We start from the raw sequence: 19412 nt of genomic DNA on the forward strand, positions 1-19412 counted from the left end.
TCCTACTTGATGAAGTTGTATTGCAGGCTGCCCTGCAATCGCATCGTGTCGCCACGTTGTCCGTTCTGTTGTTCGAGCTGGCCGTACAGCAGCTCCATGCCCATCGTCCAGGACGGGGCCGGGCTCCAGAGCAGGTTGAACACCCCGTAGCGGCTCTGCCGGAACGCATCGGCGCCCAGCGCGGCGTTGCGCTCGCTGGTCAATTGCCCGTAGATGAGGTTGGAGCGCCACATCGGCGTCCAGTAATGGGTGTAGCCCACGAAGCCGCCGTACAGCGACAGCAACTCGAGGCGGCCGTCCGTGGTGACCACCGCATCCATGCCCGAGCCGGTCAGGTCGGCGGTGTAGCGGCCCAGGCCCTTGCCGCCAAGCGCACCAAACAGCAGCAGGTCGCGTTCGCCCACCGACGCCGACCCGCTCAGTTGCGCGCCACCCCCCACCCGGCGCGCATCGCCCTGGTCGCCGTCATAGCCCAGGCTGCGCCCGACCACGCCGAACTGCAGGTGGCCCCAGTCGCGTTCCATGCGCGCGGTAACGGTCACATCCGGCAGCTGCTCGACCCCGGTGATGCCCTCGGCCGGCGCGCGCAGTTGCGTGTCCGGGTCTTCGGCGGCGATGGTCAGCGTGTTGCCCTTGCCCAGCGAGAAGCTGTGGTGCATGCCCGCCACCAGCAGGTAGCCCGCCCCACCCGGCCCGGCAAAGTCCAGCGTGTCGGGCAGGCTGTCGGCATCCATGAAGGTGGAATAGCCGTAGCCGGCGTAGGTGTTGCCGAGCTGGCCATAGGCATGGCGCAGGCGGAACTGGTAACTGTCGCTGCTGCCGAAGAAGTCGTTCTCCAGGTAGAAGCGCAGGTTGCCATGCGTGGTCGGGCGCCGCGCTTCGAAGCTGAAACGGGTCTGCTTGGCGTGCATGTTGAAGTTGGACACATCGCGGTGCGCGCTGCCGACCGGGATCGAGGACGGAATGAACTGCTCGGTATCCCCGGCCGCGCGCGAATCGGCGATCGCATCGAGCTTGGCGTAGCCGCCGATGCGGATCAGGGTGTCGGTGTTGGGGATCGCGAAGAAGCCTTTCAGCTCCGGATCGGTCGGGCCGGCGGCACTGTCAGGGCGCGAGGCGGCTGAAGAAGGATCGGACACCGAATCGCGTGTGGGCAGGATCGCCTGGCCTTGGCCGGGTACCTGCGCCGATGCGGCCTGGACGCGCGTGATGGGCGCTGCGGTTGTCGCGCCTGTAGACGTTGCGGATGTTGCGGGTATATCTGCGGATGACACGCTTGGTGGAGGCGGTTTGGACGCCAGTGCATCCAGCCGTTTCTCCATGGTTTCCAGGGTCTGCCGCAGCGCCCGGATTTCCTGCCGCAACGCGTCGGCCGAATCCTGCGCATACGCCGGGGTGGCCGACAGGGCCACCGCACAGGCAAGAGTCAATGCACCCAGACGCATCATGTCCTCCATGAACCGCAGACAGCCCTGCCTGCCCCTGCCCACGCACGGCGGCGTCGAGCACGGATCGGCAACCCGGTACTGCACTGCAAAGGCACACGCACGCCGTCAACCGGTGCCGTGATGGCAGCCGGCCGTTCGCCAGCGCGTGGACCCCCGCGTGGGATTCCCTCCTCATCCCGGGTGGTATGCGGAATTGCGTCCGCACGCCAACGCCCTGAGTAGCAACGGCAGGGTGAGAACATCGTGAATGTGACGGGTCGAAACGATGACGCCGCCGTTGGCGTGACGCATGCGACGCCGCAAAAGAGGTTGAAAACGACCATGCGCACAGCCTAGTGCGCGCGCGTTTTTCGTCTTTGATTCAAATCAAACCCACACCGCGGCCGTCGTGCCGTTGCGGACCTGCGTCACTAAACTGCGCGCCGGCGTTGCACCGGCGCGCGTATGAAGATGCGGGTCGCGTCTCAGCGCGGCCCCATGATCAGGTCCAGGTCCTTGCCCTGCGGCATGCCCGCACGGCGGTCGACCAGCCCCTTGGCATCCTTGAACAGGATGCCCGGCGTGCCCTGGAAGCCCATCTCCATCATCAGCACCTGGTTGGCATCGAGCTTGTTGGCGACCTCGGTGCTCAGCTTGGCGGCCGGCTTGATGCCGCCCTTGTCGAAGTTGTGCTCGTTCTCCAACAACGCCGCGCTGGGATTGGACGCGGTCAGGATCGCAGCGGCCTTGGCCGGGCTGTCCTCGCGGATCACGCCCACCATCACGTGGCGCAACTGCACCTTGCCGCTGTCCACCCACGGCCGCGCCGCTTCCCAGAACTTGTGGCAGTACGGGCAGTTGGCATCGCTGAAGGTGTACACCACCCGCGGCGCATCGGCACGACCATCGCGCACCCAGGCACTGGCATCGAGCTTGGCCCAGGTGCGCTCGGACATCGGCTTGGCCACCAGCTTCTCCAGCGGCGCCGCGCCCACGTCCTGGCCATTCTCATCGAACAGGCTGCCCACCACCACGTGTTTGCCATCCGGGGTTACATAGGCCGCCGCCGGCTGCTGGCCACCGACCACGCCGGCGAAGCCGCGCAGGCCACCGGGCGCGTCGAACTCACCGAGCACTTCAAAACCGTGCTGCTCGATGCCCTTGAGCACCGCCGGCTGTTCACCCGGCTTGCCGGCCGCGGCCTTGGGTGCCTGCGGCGACTGCGCCTGGCTGCACCCGGCGATGGCCATCAACAACGATGCAGCCAGAACGGCGCCCAGCGAGGGCGAGGATTTCAACAACATGGCAACTCCTGGTTTCAGCAGATGGAAAGGCCGCGCTCAGCGCAGCCGGTCGAGTTGCGACTGCAGGCCGGCACGGCTGAGTTCGCCCAGGTGCAGGCCCTGCAATCGCCCCTCGCGATCGAAGAACAGGGTAGTCGGATACGCGTGCACCTGCAGCTGCGTGGACGTGGCGCTGTCTTCATCCAACAGGACATCGTTCAGCGTCAAGCCTTCGTGAGCAAGAAAACGCTGCACGTCCTCGATGCCCTCGCCCTGGTTGACGAACAGGAAGCGCACGCCGGCCTCACGCTGCTGCGCGGCGGCAAACATCGGCATTTCGCGTCGGCACGGCCCGCACCAGCTGGCCCACAGGTTGATCACCACCGGCTGCCCGGCCAGCTCGGCCAGCACCACCGGTTGCCCGGCCAGGTCCTGCAGGGTCAGTTCGGGCAGCGACACGCGCGACTGCTGCAGATGGGCGCTGCCCAGCGACAACACAGCCCAGCACAGCACGCCGGCCAGCGCACCGGTCCACACCGGACGCTGCAGGGTCGGCCAGCGGCGCAACCGCCAGAACCCCCACCCCAGCCCGACCAGCAGCGCCGGCCAGACCAGGAAGCCGCCGTCGCTCAGCCGCAGCATCGACCACGGCGCTTCCAGGTAATCGCGCCAATGCGCGATCACGAAACCGATGCGTCCACCGAGCAGGCCCAGCAACAGCATGTCCAACAGCAGCGAACCGGCACGCGGCACGTCCGGCTGCGGCGGCGGGCGCCGCCAACGCGCTACCGCGATCGCCACCAGCCACCCCAGCAATACCCACACCACGCCCAATGGAACCGGGCCGACACTATTGATCATTGTTTCCTCTCGGCCACCTGCGGTAACTGCACCGTCAGGCGAGCCTGCTCATCACGGACCGGCTGGCATGGTCCCAGCCCTGCGTGGGGCGATCAAGCCGCACCTGAACGAACGGTCGGCGTGCCGTGCAGGTCAGGCGGCGCTGCGAACCGGCTCCGCCTCGCTGCGTGGTGGCGTCGCGCGGTTGCGTTCGCGGCGCTGCGCGAAGATCTGCCGGCGATAGCGTGCCGGCGTCACCCCGACGATGCGCAGGAACAGGCGGCGGAATGCACTCTGGTCGGAGTACCCCACCGCCCAGGACACTTCGTCCACGATTCCGCCGGCCTGCAGCAGCAATTGCGCCTTGGCGATGCGCAGGCGCTGGCAGTATTCGATCGGGCGCAGCCCGGTCGCCTTGAGGAAGCGCCGCTGCAGGGTGCGCGGCTCCAACCCGGCCGAGCTGCAGATATCCTGCAGGGTCACCCCGCGTGCGGCGATGCCGTGCAGCCAACGCTGCGCCTTGAGGATGCCGCGGTCGCCGTGGGCGAAGTTGGGACTGAAACGCTCCAGGTCTTCCTGCACCGCGCGCGGAATCACCAGCTGCAACTGCTGGATCGCCGCACTCATCACGCTCTGCCCGTACACCCGCGCCAACAGGCGCAGGCTCAGGTACTTCCAGGCATCCGGCCCGGACGCGGTAAGCAGGTCGCCGTCGTCCACCAACGCACGCTCACTGGGCAACCAGCTCGGTACCGTCGAGGCCAGCGACGGGCAGCGCTGCAGGTCCGGCATGCTCACCGAGCGCCCGGCCAACACGCCGGCACTGGCCATCAACAGGCCACCTTCTTCGCAGCCCGCCAACAGGCTGCCCGCGTCGTGGCAGTCGCGCAGCCAGCCCAGCAACAGCTCGTCGGGCTGGGCCAGCGGCCAGCTCGGTTCGTTGCCGGGCACCACGATGATCGCCGGCGGTGCATCGCCGAACAGCTCGGCACCGGCCACCCGCTGCATGCCCAGGCCACGCTGCGAGGGGGTCCAGCGCGTGACCAGCATCCGCGCGCCGCTGCGTTTACCGGCCGCCGCGGTGCGATTGCACCGCTGTGCCAGCTCGGACAACACCGGGGCGGCGGCGCGCAGGCTGCCGGGATATTCCAGCACGGCCACCTCCATCAACGTCGGGGAGGCCGGCTTGTGCATCGGCGGCAAAGAGGTGATAGCTGCATCCATGGTCAAACTCCTGAACCCACATCTGAAACGGGTCGGCGGTCGGTTCCAGAGAGGTTCGACCGCGGTTTCGATGGAGGCTACGGAGCCGAATCGGCCCGGGCTATGAAACAAGTTGTATTTTTCGGTCCGCAAGCGACACGGTTCACCCTTCAGCAACCCTTGACTCTGGACCAGACTCCAGGGTTTACCCTGCCTCGAGTTCTTCCACGAGGCGACCATGAACATTGGACAGCTCGCACGCCAGGCCGGCGTACCGATCGACACCGTGCGCTACTACGAGCGCCAGCGCCTGCTGCCCACCGCGCGACGCAGCGCCGGCGGCTACCGTGTATTTGATGCCGACGACCTGACCCGGCTGCAGTTCATCCGCCGCGCCAAGACGTTGGGTTTCAGCCTGGAGGAAATCGGCGAGTTGCTGGCGCTGAGCGACCAGCGCGGCCAGGACATGGCCCAGGTCCGCGACACCGCCGTGCACAAGTTGGCCGACATCGCGCAGCGCATCGCCGAACTGCAGCGCATGCATGGCGCGCTCAAACAGCTGGTCGATGTCTGCCCGGGCCACGGTGGACTGGAGCGTTGCCCGATCCTGGCCGCACTGACGGCGGCCCACCCATGAACACACCGCATCACCACGCTCACGCCAGCCACGCCACGACGGTCAAGGACCCGGTGTGCGGCATGTCCGTCGACCCGGCCACCACCGCGCACCACGCCGTGCATGAGGGCAGCGACTACGCCTTCTGCAGCGATGGCTGCCGGCGCCGCTTCATCGCCGACCCGCCGCGCTATCTCGCCCCGTCTTCGCCCCCGGCCGAGCCGGCTCCCAGCGGCACGTTGTACACCTGCCCGATGGACCCGGAAATCGTCCAGGAAGGTCCAGGCACCTGCCCGATCTGCGGCATGGCGCTGGAGCCGATGATGCCGCGCCTGGACGAAGGCGAGCCCCCGGAGCTGACCGACTTCCGCCGTCGCTTCTGGTGGAGCCTGCCTTTCAGCGTGGCCACCCTGGCGCTGGCCATGCTGGCGATGACGCCGCTGCTGCACGGCCTCCCGCCAGACCTGCGGGTCTGGATCGAACTGGCGCTGGCCACTCCGGTGGTGCTGTGGGCCGGCTGGCCGTTCCTGCAGCGCTGGGCGCAGTCGATCCGCAATCGCAGCCCGAACATGTGGACCTTGATCGGCACCGGGGTGCTGGCCGCCTATGCCTACAGCGTGGTCGCCACCCTCGCCCCCGGGCTGTTCCCGCCGTCGTTCCAGCAACACGGCCATGTCGGTGTGTATTTCGAAGCGGCCGCGGTAATCATCTCGCTGACCCTGCTCGGCCAGCTGATGGAACTGCGTGCCCGCGCCAAGACCTCCGCGGCGATCAAGGCGCTGCTCGGGTTGGCGCCGAAAACCGCGCGGGTCATCCGCGACGATGGCCATGAGGAAGACGTGGACATCGCCCAGCTGCAGCCCGGCGACCGCCTGCGCGTGCGTCCCGGCGAAAAAGTGCCGGTCGATGGCACCGTGCTGGAAGGCCGTTCAAGCATCGACGAATCCATGCTCACCGGTGAGCCGGTGCCGGTCGGCAAGCGCATCGGTGACAGCGTGATCGGCGCCACCCTCAACGGCACCGGCAGCCTGGTGGTGCGCGCCGATCGCCTGGGCGATGACAGCATGCTGGCGCAGATCGTGCAGCTGGTTGCACAGGCACAGCGTTCGCGGGCGCCGATGCAGCGCATGGCCGACACCGTGGCGTACTGGTTCGTGCTGGTCGTCCTCGGTGTGGCGGTGCTGACCTTCTTCGGCTGGGGCCTGTTCGGCCCGGAACCGTCGTGGACGCATGCCGTGTTGAGCACGGTGGCGGTGTTGATCATCGCCTGTCCGTGCGCGCTGGGCCTGGCCACGCCGATGACGATCATGGTCGCCACCGGCCGCGCCGCCCAGCATGGCGTCCTGTTCCGCGACGCCGAAGCGATCGAAGCACTGCGCCAGATCGACACCGTGGTGGTCGACAAGACCGGCACCCTGACCGAAGGCCGCCCCGCCTTCCGCGAGGTGCAGGCGGTAGCGCCCTTCAACGCCGACGACGTACTGCACTGGGCGGCCAGTCTCGACCAGGGCAGCGAGCATCCCCTGGCGGCCGCGATCGTGGCCGAAGCACGCCGACGTGGCAACGTGCTGGCCCGTGTGGACGACTTCGATTCGCTCACCGGCATGGGCGTGCGCGGCACCGTCGAAGGCAAGGCGTTGCTGCTCGGCAACCTGTCGCTGATGCAGGAAAACGGCGTCGCGGTGGACGCCGTGCGCGCGCCTGCCGACCGCCTGCGCGAGGACGCGGCCAGCGTCATGTATCTGGCCGTGGAGGGCCAGCTGGCCGGCCTGCTGGCGGTGGCCGATCCGATCAAGGCCTCCACCGCCGAAGCGATCGCGCAGCTGCAACGCGACGGCCTGCGCATCGTGATGGCCACCGGCGATGGCACGGCGACCGCACAGGCCGTGGCGCGTGCGCTGGGCCTGGATGAAGTGCATGGCGAGATGCGCCCTGCCGACAAGGCCGCCTTGATCCGTTCGCTGCAGGCGCAGGGCCACAAGGTGGCGATGGCCGGCGACGGCATCAACGACGCGCCAGCACTGGCCAGCGCCGATGTGGGTATCGCGATGGGGAACGGCACCGATGTGGCGATGTCCAGTGCGCAGGTGACGCTGGTCAAGGGCGATCTGCGCGGCATCCTGCGCGCACGACAATTGTCCAACGCCAGCGTGCGCAACATGCGCCAGAACCTGGGCTTCGCCTTCCTCTACAACGGACTCGGCATTCCGGTTGCGGCCGGCGTGCTGTATCCGCTGGGAATCAGCTTGTCGCCGATGTTGGCAGCAGTGGCGATGAGCCTGAGTTCGGTGTCGGTGATCAGCAACGCATTGCGTCTACGTCATCAACGACTGCCTGTTGCATGAGATGCGCAGAATTCGCTTGCCAATCAAAAACACCATCGCTATGATTCCGCTCCTCACGACGTGGGGCCATAGCTCAGCTGGGAGAGCGCCTGCATGGCATGCAGGAGGTCGGCGGTTCGATCCCGCCTGGCTCCACCACTCCGGTCATTAGGCCGACCGGATGGAAGTGAACAACATTGAAAAGTTTCGTGCGTCCCCATCGTCTAGAGGCCTAGGACATCACCCTTTCACGGTGGCGACCGGGGTTCGAATCCCCGTGGGGACGCCAATCTGAAAACAAACAGCCCTGACTTCGGTCGGGGCTTTTTGTTTGCGAAGAAATTCATCGCGATGTCACACAAAAGACTTGGCGAACGCTTCACAGCCGCGTAGAATTCGGCCTCCAGCATCGTGGGGCCATAGCTCAGCTGGGAGAGCGCCTGCATGGCATGCAGGAGGTCGGCGGTTCGATCCCGCCTGGCTCCACCACTCCGGACCTTAGGCCGTCAGGAGTTGCTGAATACATTGATGAGTTTTATGCGTCCCCATCGTCTAGAGGCCTAGGACATCACCCTTTCACGGTGGCGACCGGGGTTCGAATCCCCGTGGGGACGCCACTCATCAACGACCATCAAGGCCCGGCTTGCCGGGTCTTTTTGTTCACCGCCTCTGGCGGTTCCGGTTGCGGCAGCCAAGGCTTCCACAAACGTGAACAGGCAGGTATACTAGGCGGCTCGCGGTACCAACGTGGGGCCATAGCTCAGCTGGGAGAGCGCCTGCATGGCATGCAGGAGGTCGGCGGTTCGATCCCGCCTGGCTCCACCACTTCTCCGGACATAGGCCGTCCGATAGAAGCAAAATTCAAAGTTTCGTGCGTCCCCATCGTCTAGAGGCCTAGGACATCACCCTTTCACGGTGGCGACCGGGGTTCGAATCCCCGTGGGGACGCCAATCAAACGCAGAACGCCCTGGCCTCGGCCGGGGCGTTTTGTTTGCAGCACCAGCCGATGCGGAAGGTTTGAAATAAAACTTCCCAAGGGCAGAAAACGTCGCTATGATAGGCGGCTCGCAGCATCAACGTGGGGCCATAGCTCAGCTGGGAGAGCGCCTGCATGGCATGCAGGAGGTCGGCGGTTCGATCCCGCCTGGCTCCACCACTTCTCCGGACACAGGCCGTCCGATAGAAGCAAAAATTCGGTTTAACGCGTCCCCATCGTCTAGAGGCCTAGGACATCACCCTTTCACGGTGGCGACCGGGGTTCGAATCCCCGTGGGGACGCCAGCTTCAAACAAACAGCCCTGACTTCGGTCGGGGCTGTTTGTTTTTCGCACCTAGCCAATCACCTTGGCCATACCCACCGATCGGGGTGCGGTTTCGGCAAACCCAAACTGTGCGTACAGGCGGTTGGCCTGGCCATCGGCGATCAGGCTCACGTACGCCCCCACTGCATGGACACGCAGCCAATCATCCAGCTGCTGCATCACCGCCTTGCCCAGCCCGCGGCCCTGCCACTCGGGCAGCACCGCAATGTCCACCACCTGCAGGAAGCAGCCACGGTCGCCGATCAACCGGCCCATCGCCAGCAGGCGTTCGCCGTCGCGCAGGCAGACCCCGAACACCGTGTTGGGCAGGCCCAGCGTGGCCGCCTCCAGAGACTTCGGGCTCAGCCCGGCCAGCACCCGCAGTTCGCGATACTCGGCCACGCCCGGTGGATGGGGAAAACAGTGCACGCCAGGCGGCAAGCTCATGTCGCACGTCCAAAGAGGAAAGTGCTGCCAGCATGCCTTACGCGGTTCTCATCGTGTGCGACAAACCCGCCTATCCTGTTGCCCTCCCCGCCCGCTGCTGCCGCCATGTGCTACTCCGCCCAGATACGCGCCGATTACACCAAGCTGGTCCGCGAATTCGGCGCCGTGCTGTCGCTGGACGAATTCGCCCAGCTGTACGCGCATGACGCCGGCAAGCCGCGCCCGAAAACCCCCAAAGCGATGGACGATGGTTTTGCAGGCGCGCGCACCGCGCAGGGCCAGGACATCGTGGCGAAGATCCAGCAGTGGCACGCCGAAGAAATACAGGCACTGGATGAGGAGATCCGCCTGCAGGGTGCGCGCCTGCAAGCGGCCGAAGCGGCCCTCGCCACCCGCCCCAGCCAGAAGGCACGCAACGACCTGCGCGTTGCCGGTAACCGGGTCGAGCGCGCACAGATGCGCCTGGACGACCTGCACCGCAACAGCCTGCTGCCGCGCGACAGCCGCATCTTTCCCGGCGTGTATGCACCGTTGCTCATCGCCGAACACGGCCAGCGCGTGATCAAGCCGATGCGCTACCAGTGCCGGTTGCCGGACAAACCCGCCCGCAACGACGTGCTGTATCCGGGCACCTACAACGCGCGCCGCGACAGCCTGGGGGCGTACTGGAAATCCGCCTTCGGCCATCGCCATGGCGTGGTCGTGATGCAGTCGTTCTACGAGCACGTGCCCCGGCATGCACACGAACACCGCGCACTGGCGGCCGGTGAGCGCGCGGAGAACCTGGTGCTGGAATTCCGCCCACAGCCGGCGCGCGACCTGCTGATCGCCTGCCTGTGGTCGGAATGGGAAGGCCCGGAAGGCCGACTGCTCTCGTTCGCGGCGATCACCGACGTGCCGCCGGTGGAAGTGGCCGCGGCCGGCCATGACCGCTGCATCGTGCCGATCAAGCCCGAACACCTGGATGCCTGGTTGAACCCGGACCCGAATGATCTGGACGCGCTCTACCGGATCCTGGACGATCGCGACCCGGTCAGCCTGGCGTACGAAGAAGTCCCTTGAAGCCCGCCTTCAGCTGGCGACGGAATCACCGACCAGCGCGCGCGCCAGCGCCGCATTCAACTCGGCCGTCAGGTACGGCTTGGTCAACAGCACCCCGCTACGAAACGCCTCGGGCAGATGGTCCGGTGCCATGCCGGTGGCCAGCACGAACGGAATCGCGCGCGCAGCCAAGGCCGCGGCGACCGGTTCACTGGTTTCGTTGTTGGCCAGCCGGTAATCCAGCAGGGCCACCTGCGGCTGGGTCTCGCCCAGCAGACGCAACGACTCGGTAACCGAGGCGGCCAATCCAACGACGATCGCGCCGGACTGCACCAGCTGCATCTGCAGCAGGGCCGCACTCATTTCGTCGTTCTCGACCACCAGTACCCGTAGATCCTGCAACGTGCTCATCCCGGCTCCCTGTATGGTTCAGCGCGATGAGTATAGCGTCCCGGCCGGATGAAGACTTCATTGCGAATGAAGCGTTCAGGTCTGCCCATCCCTGCACTTTTTGTATACACTACGCGGCCAGCCAGCCGAAGTGGCGGAATCGGTAGACGCAGCGGACTCAAAATCCGCCGCCCTTAAAAGCGTGTGGGTTCGAGTCCCACCTTCGGCACCATGGAACAAGTAGAAGGCCAGATCAAACGATCTGGCCTTCTGCATTTCCGGCACCTGCCCGCGCGCCTCACACCAGACGCAACGCCGCGTGGTTGCCGTGGGTCGCCGCAGTGACCGCCTGCCGCACCGCGCCGGATACCGCCTCCACCCGGAATGCGGCCACCGTCTTCAGCAGTTGGGTGGCCTGGTCTTCCATGCTGCGTGCCGCCGCCGACGCCTCCTCCACCAGGGCCGCATTCTGCTGGGTGCTCTGGTCGATGTGCTCGACCGCCTGGTTGATCTGCTGGATGCCTTCACTCTGCTGCTGAGTGGCGGCGCTGATTTCGTTGATCAGGTCACTGACCCGCTTCACGTTGACCACGATCTCATCCATGGTCCGCCCTGCACTTTCGACCTGGCCGGTGCCGGTGCCGACCTTCTCGACCGAATCGCCGATCAGCTGCTTGATCTCCTTGGCCGCGCCGGCCGAGCGCTGCGACAGCGAGCGGATCTCCGAGGCCACCACCGCGAAACCACGGCCGTGGTCGCCGGCACGTGCCGCTTCCACCGCCGCGTTCAAGGCCAGGATGTTGGTCTGGAAGGCGATGCCGTCGATCACCGAAATGATGTCCACGATCCGTCGCGAAGACGCATTGATCAGCGCCATGGTCGAGACCACCTCATGCACGACCTGCCCGCCCTGCGCGGCCACATCGACCGCACCGCTAGCCAGCTGGCGGGCCTGATGCGCGTTGCTGGCGGTCTGCCGCACGGTGTCGGTCAGCGCCTGCATCGACACGGCGGTTTCCTCCAGTGAAGCCGCCTGCTGCTCGGTACGCTGTGAGAGATCGGTGTTGCCTTCGGCGATCTCGCTGGCGCCGACCGCAATGGTGTCGGCGGCGAACTTGATCTGCGCGATGATCGAGGCCATCGCCTCGACCAGGGCATTGATGCCTTCGCACAGCTCGGCGATCGGGCCGGTCTTGTCCAGCGTCGCGATATGCCCGGTGAGGTCGCCGCCCTGCGCCGCCGCGACCACTTCGCGGGTCTGTGCGACGGCACGCTGCAATGCCTGCGCCTCGCGGATCTGGGTGGTGATGTCGGTGGCGTACTTGACCACCTTGAACGGGCGGCCGTTCATGTCGTAGATCGGGTTGTACGAGGCCTGGATCCAGACCTCGCGGCCCTGCTTGCCGAGCCGCCGGTACTGCCCGGCGTCGTACTCGCCGCGCCCGAGTTTCTGCCAGAACTGCTGGTACTCCGCACTCTGCCGGTACTCGGGTTCGACGAACAGCGAATGGTGCTGACCGCGCACTTCCTCCAGCGTATAGCCGGTGACCGTCAGGAAGTTCTCGTTGGCGGTGAGGATGCGACCATCCAGGCTGAACTCGATCACCGCCTGGGACTTGTTGATCGCCGCCAGCTGCCCCGCCGAGTCGGCCGCCTGCAGCATCTGCGCGGTGATATCGGTGGCGAATTTCACCACTTTGTAGGGGCGCCCCTGGCTGTCCAGCACCGGATTGTAGGAGGCCTGTATCCAGATTTCGCGGCCACCCTTGCCGAACCGGCGGTACTGGCCGGCATCGAATTCACCGCGGCCCAGCCGGGTCCAGAAGTCACGATACTCCGCGCTCTGCGCAAAGGCCGGTTCGACGAACATGGCGTGATGCTTGCCCTGGATCTCGTCCAGGCGGTAGCCGAGGGCCTGCAGGAAGTTGTCGTTGGCCTGCAGGATGGTCCCATCCAGGCTGAACTCGATCACCGCCTGCACCCGGTGCAGCGCATTCACCTGCGCCTCCAGCTCGGCCTGTCGGCGTGCGGCAGCCGGGGCATCGGCACGGTGGCTGTCGCGCCGCGCGGCCACGCGGGCCACCAGCGCCTGCCACATCGATCCGGCGGCAGCGCCGTCGGTCCTGCCCTGTACATGCGACTGCATGCCTGAAGTAAGCATCTTCTGATCCTCGGTGCCCGTTGGCGATAGGTTCCACCGGGCGGCAGGCCCGATGGCACAGCATTGGCTGGGGGACTTGCGAAGACGCCAGCGGGGGCATGGCGTCGCTCAAGTGGCTTGTACAACTGCGGTACTGCGTGCTGCAGACGGCCTGTTGCAAAGGCACTCGGGGCCGGGCTGCGCGATGGGTGCAGTCAGGTGCCGGGTCGGAGCCTGCGGGATCTGGGCTCCAGAAGGGATATCGACAGGTGCGGGAAAAGCTTTAGGGCGACCTCGGTCGCCTCAGCCCTCCCCGCCCTCGTTGCTCTCCACCGCATCGAGCGGATCGGCGGTGGCGCCGGCTTGGCTTTCCACCTGCACGTTGTTCTTGCCCAGCGCCTTGGCGCGGTAGCACTGGGCATCGGCGGCGGCTACCGCATCGTCCACGCTCATGGACCCGGCTACCGCGGCGATGCCGATGCTGGCACCGACGCCAAGCCGCTGCAGGTCCCAGGGAATGGTGAGCCCGCGCACCGATTCGAGCAGGTCGCTGGCGATGCGGCGCGCACGCTTGAGCGAGCAGCCGGCCAGGATCACCGCGAATTCGTCGCCGCCCAACCGCGCCACGATGTCCGAGTCGCGCACGCCGTGGCGCAGCACGTTGGCCACCGCCCACAGCATGGCGTCACCGGCCAGGTGGCCGTGGCTGTCGTTGATCGGTTTGAAGTTGTCCAGGTCGATGAACATCAGCGAGGCCGACTGCCCGGTCCGCGCTACGCGGGTGATCGCCTGCTGAAGATGGGCCTCGAAACCGCGCCGATTGCTCAGCTCGGTCAACGGATCGACCTCGGCCAGATGCCGGGCCTCGCGCTGGCGGGCACGCTGCTGGGTCACGTCACGGATCACCCACACCGCCCCGCTGCTGCGGCCGTCTTCGTCGCGCAACCAGGCGCGGGTCACGTCCACCGGCAACAGCTGCGCGCCGACCGACAGCAGCAGATCCGAATGCAGGTCCACCGCATTGCTTTCCGGGTCCAGCAGCACCGCGATGTCCAGCGGCGAGCGCGGCGCGTATTCGGTGGTCAGCTCCATCACGTCCTGGATCTGGCCACCGGTCAGCGGCGCCGCGCCCTCGCCCGCCAGCGCACGGGTGGCAGCGGCATTGGCGTACTGGATCTGCCCGCCCAGGTCCAGGGTCAGCACCATGTCGGCCACCGCATCCAGGGTGACCCGGGTGCGCCGCTCGGACTCGCGCAGCTGCTGGCCGCTCTGGCGCTGCGCGGTGACGTCCTGGATCTGCGAAACGAAGTGCAGCGGCTCGCCGTTTTCCGCGCGCACGAGTGAGACCGACAACCGGCCCCAGACAATGTTGCCGGCCTTGCCCAGGTAGCGCTTGTCCATGTGGTAGTGGTCGCGCCGCCCGGCGAGCAGGTCACCGACCAGGGCCAGGTCGGTGTGCAGATCATCGGCATGGGTCAAGGTCTGGAAGTCGATCTCCAGCAGCTCCGCGCGGGTATAGCCGAGGATGCCGCACAGCGCATCGTTGACGTCCAGCCAGCGGCCTTCCAGCGAAACCAGCGCCATGCCCAGCGCTGCCGAGGAAAACGCACCGGCGAACTTCTCGGCAGCCACGTAGGCCTGCTCGCGCACTTCCAGCATCGGGGTGATGTCCACCGCCATGCCGACATAGCCGATCCGGCCGCCATCGTTGCCGTCCAGCGGGCTGATCGACAGGCGCACCTGGCGGCGGCCGCCGTCCTTGCGCACGAAGGTCCACTGGTGCGACCAGGTGCCCTGCGCCGCGCGTGCGGTGAGTGCCTCGAAAATGGTGGGCAGGCGCCCGTCGGCGTCGCGCTCGGACTGCAGGTAGGCCTGCATTTCCTCCACGTCGTGGAACAGGCCGGGGTTGACCCGCCCGATCACTTCCTCCGGGCTGTAACCCAACAGCTTCTGCGCACCGGTGTTGAACAGGGTCACGATGCCGTCGATATCCGTGGCGATCACCGCCACCTCATCGGAGGCATCCACCACGGCCTGCAGGCGCTGGCGCATGTTGGCCGCGTCCTGGCGCGCCTGCTGCAGGTCGGTGACGTCGGCATGCGCACCGGCCATCCACAGCGGGCGACCGTGCGCGTCCCACTCATAGACACGGCCACGATCCTGCACCCAGATCCAGTGGCCGCGTTTGTGGCGCATCCGGCACAGACTGTCGTAGTGCGGCGAGCGCCCCTCCAGATGCTCCTTGAGCAGCGCGTTGGACTGGGCCAGGTCGTCGGGATGGACCAGCCGGAAGAAGGTCTCCGGGGTGATCGGCGCCAGCTCCTCGCGGCTGTAGCCGACAATCTGCGCCCAGCGTTCATTGACCTGCATCTGCCCGGCCTGGATGTTCCATTCCCAGGTCCCGGCGGCAATGCCCTCGATGATCATTTCCAGCCGGCGGTGCTGGTCTGTCATCGCGCGCAGCGCGGCGGCGACACTTTCCTGCCCAGGCGACGCATCGTGGCTCATGGCTGCGCCCACGTGCGATCGACGGCGTTGCGCCGCATCGGTTGCCCCGATCCTGAGTGGTGCATGGTCATCTGGCCTCCCCCGCCTGCCCTACCCTACGGGGTAGTGGACCGGAAGTGTGATCAAACCAGAGTCAAACCAGAAGTGCCGTCCGGCCTGGAAACGCAAAGGGCCGCCTCGCGGCGGCCCTTTTCAGGCAGCGGACGCCCCTCAGTCGCCGCGCTTGGCCCGGGCGAAGGCGTCGGCCAGGGCGTTGTTGGCCGGGGGCGCGGCACTGCCCGGGCGCGGCCCCGGTGCGGGGCCACGGCCGGCATTACGGGGGCCGCCACCGTCGCGGCGCCCGCCACCGGCCGGGCGGGCATCGCGCTCGCCGGGGGCCTTGGCCGGGGCCGGGCTGTCGTCCAGGCGACGGGTCAGCGCGATCCGCTTGCGGGCCACGTCCACCTCCAGCACCTTGACCTTGACGATGTCGCCGGCCTTGACCACGTCACGCGGGTCCTTGACGTAGGTGTCCGACAGCGCCGAGATGTGGATCAGGCCGTCCTGGTGCACGCCGATGTCGACGAAGGCGCCGAACGCGGCCACGTTGCTGACCACACCTTCCAGGATCATCCCCGGCTGCAGGTCCTTCAGCTGCTCCACGCCCTCGGCGAAGCGCGCCGCCTTGAACTCCGGGCGCGGGTCACGGCCGGGCTTCTCCAGTTCCTTGAGGATGTCGCGCACGGTCGGCACACCGAAGGTGGCATCGGTGAACTGTTCGGCCTTGAGCCCGCGCAGGAAGCTGCCGTCGCCGATCAATGCTTTGATCGGGCGTGCGGTGGCGGCCACGATGCGCTCGACCACCGGATAGGCTTCCGGGTGGACCGAAGACGCATCCAGCGGCTGGTCGCCGTCGGCGATGCGCAGGAAGCCCGCGCACTGCTCGAAGGTTTTGTCGCCCAGGCGCGGCACCTTGAGCAGGTCCTTGCGGCGCTTGAACGGACCGTTGTCGTCGCGGTGGCGCACGATGTTCTCGGCCACCGTCGAAGACAGCCCGGACACGCGCGAGAGCAGCGCGGCCGAGGCGGTATTGACGTGCACACCGACCGCGTTGACGCAGTCTTCCACGCGCGCATCCAGCGCGCGCGCCAGCCGGTACTGGTCCACGTCGTGCTGGTACTGGCCCACGCCGATCGCCTTGGGCTCGATCTTGACAAGCTCGGCCAGCGGATCCTGCAGGCGCCGCGCGATCGACACCGCGCCGCGGATGGACACGTCCAGGTTGGGGAATTCCTTGGCCGCCAGTTCCGAGGCCGAATACACCGAAGCACCGGCTTCACTGACCACGATCTTCTGCAGCCGGGTCTCGCCCAGCGCCTTGATCACCTCACCGGCCAGCTTGTCGGTCTCGCGGCTGGCGGTGCCGTTGCCGATCGCGATCAGCTCCACGTTGTGCTGCGCGCACAGCTGCTTGATCGTGTGCAGCGACTGGTCCCACTGCCGGCGCGGTTCGTGCGGGTAGATGGTGTCGGTGGCGACCAGCTTGCCGGTCGCATCCACCACGGCGATCTTGCAGCCGGTGCGGATGCCCGGATCCAGGCCGAGAACGGTCTTGGGGCCGGCCGGGGCGGCCAGCATCAGGTCCTTGAGGTTGTCGCCGAACACCGCGATCGCCTCGGCCTCGGCCTTCTCGCGGGCCTGGTTGAACAGGTCCAGCAACAGGTGCATGTGCAGCTTGGCGCGCCAGGTCATGCGGCACGCATCGAGCAGCCAGCGGTCGCCCGCGCGACCGGCATCGCGGATGCCGGCATTGACCGCCACCCGGCCTTCGCCGTACTGGTGGCCGGCTTCGGCGTCGCTGCCCGGGTCGAGCTCCAGGAACAGGAATTCCTCGCGGCGCGCACGGAACAGGGCCAGCAGCCGGTGCGAGGGAATCTTCGCCAGCGATTCGGCATGTTCGAAGTAGTCGCGGTACTTGGCGCCCTGCTCTTCCTTACCTTCGACCACGCGCGCGCGAATCACGCCCACCTCGCCCAGCCAGCTGCGCAGCTCACCGACCAGCGCGGCATCTTCGCCCCAGCGCTCCATCAGGATCGCGCGCGCACCTTCCAGTGCGGCCTTGGTGTCGGCAACACCCTTGTCGGTATCCACGAAGCCGGCCGCGAACACCTGCGGATCCCGCGTGGGATCGGCGAGCAGGCCGTCGGCGAGCGGCTCCAGGCCGGCTTCGCGCGCGATCTGCGCGCGGGTACGCCGCTTGGGCTTGTACGGCAGGTACAGATCTTCCAGCCGCGACTTGGTGTCGGCGGCAAGAATCTCGTTGCGCAGTTCGTCGCTGAGCTTGCCCTGTTCGTCGATGCTGGACAGCACCGACGCGCGGCGGTCTTCGAGCTCGCGCAGGTAGGTCAGGCGGGTTTCCAGGTTGCGCAGCTGGGTGTCATCCAGCCCGCCGGTGACTTCCTTGCGGTAGCGGGCGATGAACGGGACGCTGGCGCCCTCGTCCAGCAGCGCGATGGCGGCACGCGCCTGGGCGGCCTGGGCACCGATTTCATCGGCGATGGTCTGGGCGATCTGCTGTGCGAGCTTGATATCTAGCATTGCTTCCGGCCGGGGCCGCATTACGGAAAGACCCGATTGTGGCAACGCCGGGCCGCGGGGGAAAGCCGTTGACAGGGGGGGCATAACCTGTCGCCTCGGCGGGGGGTAACCGGGGGGACGCCGGCATCCGGGCGTGAGGCTGGGATGCCGACGTGGGCGGGCTCTCGCCTTCGCCCTGCCGCGTTGAGACTCAGCGGTAGTGGTGCACGGTGCGCTGGTGGACGATGTCATCGCGCAGCGATTCCAACGCCATCACCCGTACCTTGCCTATGCCCTGCAGTTCCATGAAGCGCTCCGTGTAGATCTCCGGACCCGTATCGGTATCGGCCCGGGACTTGCTGAAGCCATGGGGCACCAGGCCCTTGTCGCCATCCTTGCTACCACCGACATAAAGAACAATCGCCATGTGATGTATTCCTCCAAAAAGCATCGTACGTGTACAACAGCGTGCAGCTTACCGCGCCGAACCTGACTGGTTCGTCATTCAGGCTAATAACGTTTGTTTGCATGCAGATGACGTCGCGTTGGCTACGTTTTACTTACGCGAATTTAACGCGCGAATAACAACGCCGTGTTGCGCGGCGCGTCGCCTCACGGCCACCAGCCACGGCCGGTCATCGCGTAGACGTCCGCGGCGCGTTCGAACGGGTTGCGCGCACTCACCCCGCCGCAGGCCAGATAGACCGGCAGGTACAACGGGCCCAGCACCAGGTACTGGTAGACGTGGGCGCGCTCATGGTCATGCAGCCCGATCACCGGCTCGGTGCAGTGCCCGGCCTGGTGGGCATAGGTACGGCACGGCACGTCCAGCACCGGGCCGGTATGCAGGATCACGTTGCCCAGGGTGATCGCCCCGCCCGGGCCCCAGGGCCAGTCACGGAACACCAGGGCGCAGTCGCGGCCATTCCAGGACGGCCGCGCACCGGCAATCATGCCGGCCAGCCCGGCCAGCAGGCCGATCAGGGTGTTGGGCGCGGTCCACACCGCGCCCAGCCCCTGCAGGACGCGCAGCGCCAGCGGCGGCAGGTTCAATCGGCCTCGTTGGGGATAAGCAGCCACAGGATCAGGTAGACCAGGATGCCGGGGAAGGCGGCCGAGGCCAGCGACACCAGCACGAACACGACGCGCAGCAGGGTCGGGTTCCAGCCGAAACGATGGGCGATACCGCCCATGACGCCGGCGATCATGCGGTCGTTGAGCGAGCGCGACAGAGTGCGCGGTGCAGCATTCATGACGGCGGTCTCCTCCAGTGGACAGGAATCCTGACAAGAGCCGGATCCTAACGTGGGCAGGTGTGCAGGCCGCGCATGCGCG

Annotated in this window: 15 protein-coding genes and 9 tRNA genes; 12 read left to right on the forward strand and 12 right to left on the reverse strand. The window is 66.8% G+C overall.

Annotated elements, in window-relative coordinates; all coding sequences use genetic code 11:
* Positions 1 to 2 precede the first annotated feature (2 nt).
* The 4 genes from AC3IPM_RS11115 to AC3IPM_RS11130 form a co-directional block, all read right to left on the reverse strand.
* A complete protein-coding gene (locus AC3IPM_RS11115; RefSeq protein ID WP_489299909.1) occupies positions 3 to 1445 on the reverse strand; it encodes a DcaP family trimeric outer membrane transporter in 1443 nt (480 codons plus the stop codon).
* Positions 1446 to 1912: 467 nt separating this feature from the next.
* Positions 1913 to 2731: a thiol:disulfide interchange protein DsbG gene (dsbG, locus tag AC3IPM_RS11120; protein ID WP_489299910.1), complete on the reverse strand. Its 819-nt coding sequence runs from the start codon at positions 2729 to 2731 to the stop codon at positions 1913 to 1915.
* A 36-nt stretch (positions 2732 to 2767) separates the two neighbouring features.
* Positions 2768 to 3571: a TlpA family protein disulfide reductase gene (locus tag AC3IPM_RS11125; RefSeq protein WP_489299911.1), complete on the reverse strand. Its 804-nt coding sequence runs from the start codon at positions 3569 to 3571 to the stop codon at positions 2768 to 2770.
* 132 nt (positions 3572 to 3703) lie between these two features.
* Entirely contained in the window at positions 3704 to 4774 is a 1071-nt protein-coding gene (locus AC3IPM_RS11130) for a GlxA family transcriptional regulator (RefSeq protein WP_489299912.1), read from the reverse strand.
* Between the two features lie 217 nt (positions 4775 to 4991).
* Here AC3IPM_RS11130 and AC3IPM_RS11135 point away from each other — a divergent pair, with 217 nt between their 5' ends.
* From AC3IPM_RS11135 to AC3IPM_RS11180, 10 genes are all read left to right on the forward strand, one after another.
* Positions 4992 to 5390, forward strand: a complete 399-nt coding sequence (locus AC3IPM_RS11135; protein ID WP_489299913.1) for a heavy metal-responsive transcriptional regulator — start codon at positions 4992 to 4994, stop codon at positions 5388 to 5390.
* The gene (locus AC3IPM_RS11140; RefSeq protein WP_489299914.1) at positions 5387 to 7714 is read left to right on the forward strand and encodes a heavy metal translocating P-type ATPase; all 2328 of its coding nucleotides are present in this window, start codon (positions 5387 to 5389) and stop codon (positions 7712 to 7714) included. The genes AC3IPM_RS11135 and AC3IPM_RS11140 overlap by 4 nt, the downstream gene beginning before the upstream one ends.
* 62 nt (positions 7715 to 7776) lie before the next feature.
* Positions 7777 to 7852 (forward strand) — tRNA-Ala (locus AC3IPM_RS11145).
* A gap of 54 nt (positions 7853 to 7906) precedes the next feature.
* Positions 7907 to 7982 (forward strand) — tRNA-Glu (locus tag AC3IPM_RS11150).
* 124 nt (positions 7983 to 8106) lie between these two features.
* Positions 8107 to 8182, forward strand: a tRNA-Ala gene (locus AC3IPM_RS11155).
* A 52-nt stretch (positions 8183 to 8234) separates the two neighbouring features.
* Positions 8235 to 8310 (forward strand) — tRNA-Glu (locus AC3IPM_RS11160).
* Between the two features lie 132 nt (positions 8311 to 8442).
* Positions 8443 to 8518, forward strand: a tRNA-Ala gene (locus tag AC3IPM_RS11165).
* Between the two features lie 50 nt (positions 8519 to 8568).
* A tRNA-Glu gene (locus AC3IPM_RS11170) sits at positions 8569 to 8644 on the forward strand.
* 130 nt (positions 8645 to 8774) lie between these two features.
* Positions 8775 to 8850 (forward strand) — tRNA-Ala (locus AC3IPM_RS11175).
* A 49-nt stretch (positions 8851 to 8899) separates the two neighbouring features.
* Positions 8900 to 8975 (forward strand) — tRNA-Glu (locus tag AC3IPM_RS11180).
* A 50-nt stretch (positions 8976 to 9025) separates the two neighbouring features.
* Here the strand turns inward: AC3IPM_RS11180 and AC3IPM_RS11185 are convergent.
* Positions 9026 to 9442 carry a GNAT family N-acetyltransferase gene (locus AC3IPM_RS11185; protein WP_489299915.1) on the reverse strand — a complete coding sequence of 139 codons (417 nt, stop codon included), beginning with the start codon at positions 9440 to 9442 and terminating at the stop codon, positions 9026 to 9028.
* A 105-nt stretch (positions 9443 to 9547) separates the two neighbouring features.
* Between AC3IPM_RS11185 and AC3IPM_RS11190 the strand changes: the two genes are divergently transcribed.
* Positions 9548 to 10504, forward strand: coding sequence for an SOS response-associated peptidase family protein (locus AC3IPM_RS11190; RefSeq protein ID WP_489299916.1), 957 nt, complete (start codon positions 9548 to 9550; stop codon positions 10502 to 10504).
* A 9-nt stretch (positions 10505 to 10513) separates the two neighbouring features.
* Here the strand turns inward: AC3IPM_RS11190 and AC3IPM_RS11195 are convergent, their stop codons facing one another.
* Positions 10514 to 10894 carry a response regulator gene (locus tag AC3IPM_RS11195; RefSeq protein ID WP_489299917.1) on the reverse strand — a complete coding sequence of 127 codons (381 nt, stop codon included), beginning with the start codon at positions 10892 to 10894 and terminating at the stop codon, positions 10514 to 10516.
* Between the two features lie 124 nt (positions 10895 to 11018).
* Between AC3IPM_RS11195 and AC3IPM_RS11200 the strand changes: the two genes are divergently transcribed.
* Positions 11019 to 11105, forward strand: a tRNA-Leu gene (locus tag AC3IPM_RS11200).
* Between the two features lie 66 nt (positions 11106 to 11171).
* Here the strand turns inward: AC3IPM_RS11200 and AC3IPM_RS11205 are convergent.
* The 6 genes from AC3IPM_RS11205 to AC3IPM_RS11230 all read right to left on the reverse strand — a co-directional run bounded on the left by AC3IPM_RS11205 (position 11172) and on the right by AC3IPM_RS11230 (position 19330).
* Complete coding sequence (locus tag AC3IPM_RS11205; RefSeq protein ID WP_489299918.1) at positions 11172 to 13034, reverse strand: methyl-accepting chemotaxis protein; 1863 nt, start codon at positions 13032 to 13034, stop codon at positions 11172 to 11174.
* A 282-nt stretch (positions 13035 to 13316) separates the two neighbouring features.
* Positions 13317 to 15467 carry a PAS domain S-box protein gene (locus AC3IPM_RS11210; protein ID WP_489304110.1) on the reverse strand — a complete coding sequence of 717 codons (2151 nt, stop codon included), beginning with the start codon at positions 15465 to 15467 and terminating at the stop codon, positions 13317 to 13319.
* 264 nt (positions 15468 to 15731) lie between these two features.
* The gene (locus AC3IPM_RS11215) at positions 15732 to 18098 is read right to left on the reverse strand and encodes a Tex family protein (protein WP_489299919.1); all 2367 of its coding nucleotides are present in this window, start codon (positions 18096 to 18098) and stop codon (positions 15732 to 15734) included.
* A 190-nt stretch (positions 18099 to 18288) separates the two neighbouring features.
* Entirely contained in the window at positions 18289 to 18504 is a 216-nt protein-coding gene (locus AC3IPM_RS11220; protein ID WP_489299920.1) for a hypothetical protein, read from the reverse strand.
* Between the two features lie 185 nt (positions 18505 to 18689).
* Complete coding sequence (locus tag AC3IPM_RS11225) at positions 18690 to 19130, reverse strand: hypothetical protein (protein ID WP_489299921.1); 441 nt, start codon at positions 19128 to 19130, stop codon at positions 18690 to 18692.
* Positions 19127 to 19330 (reverse strand): PspC domain-containing protein, encoded by a 204-nt coding sequence (locus AC3IPM_RS11230; RefSeq protein ID WP_489299922.1) that lies wholly within the window; start codon positions 19328 to 19330, stop codon positions 19127 to 19129. Before AC3IPM_RS11230 ends, AC3IPM_RS11225 begins: the two co-directional genes overlap by 4 nt.
* Between the last annotated feature and the right edge of the window lie 82 nt (positions 19331 to 19412).

This window comes from Stenotrophomonas sp. GL_111 (assembly GCF_057835245.1).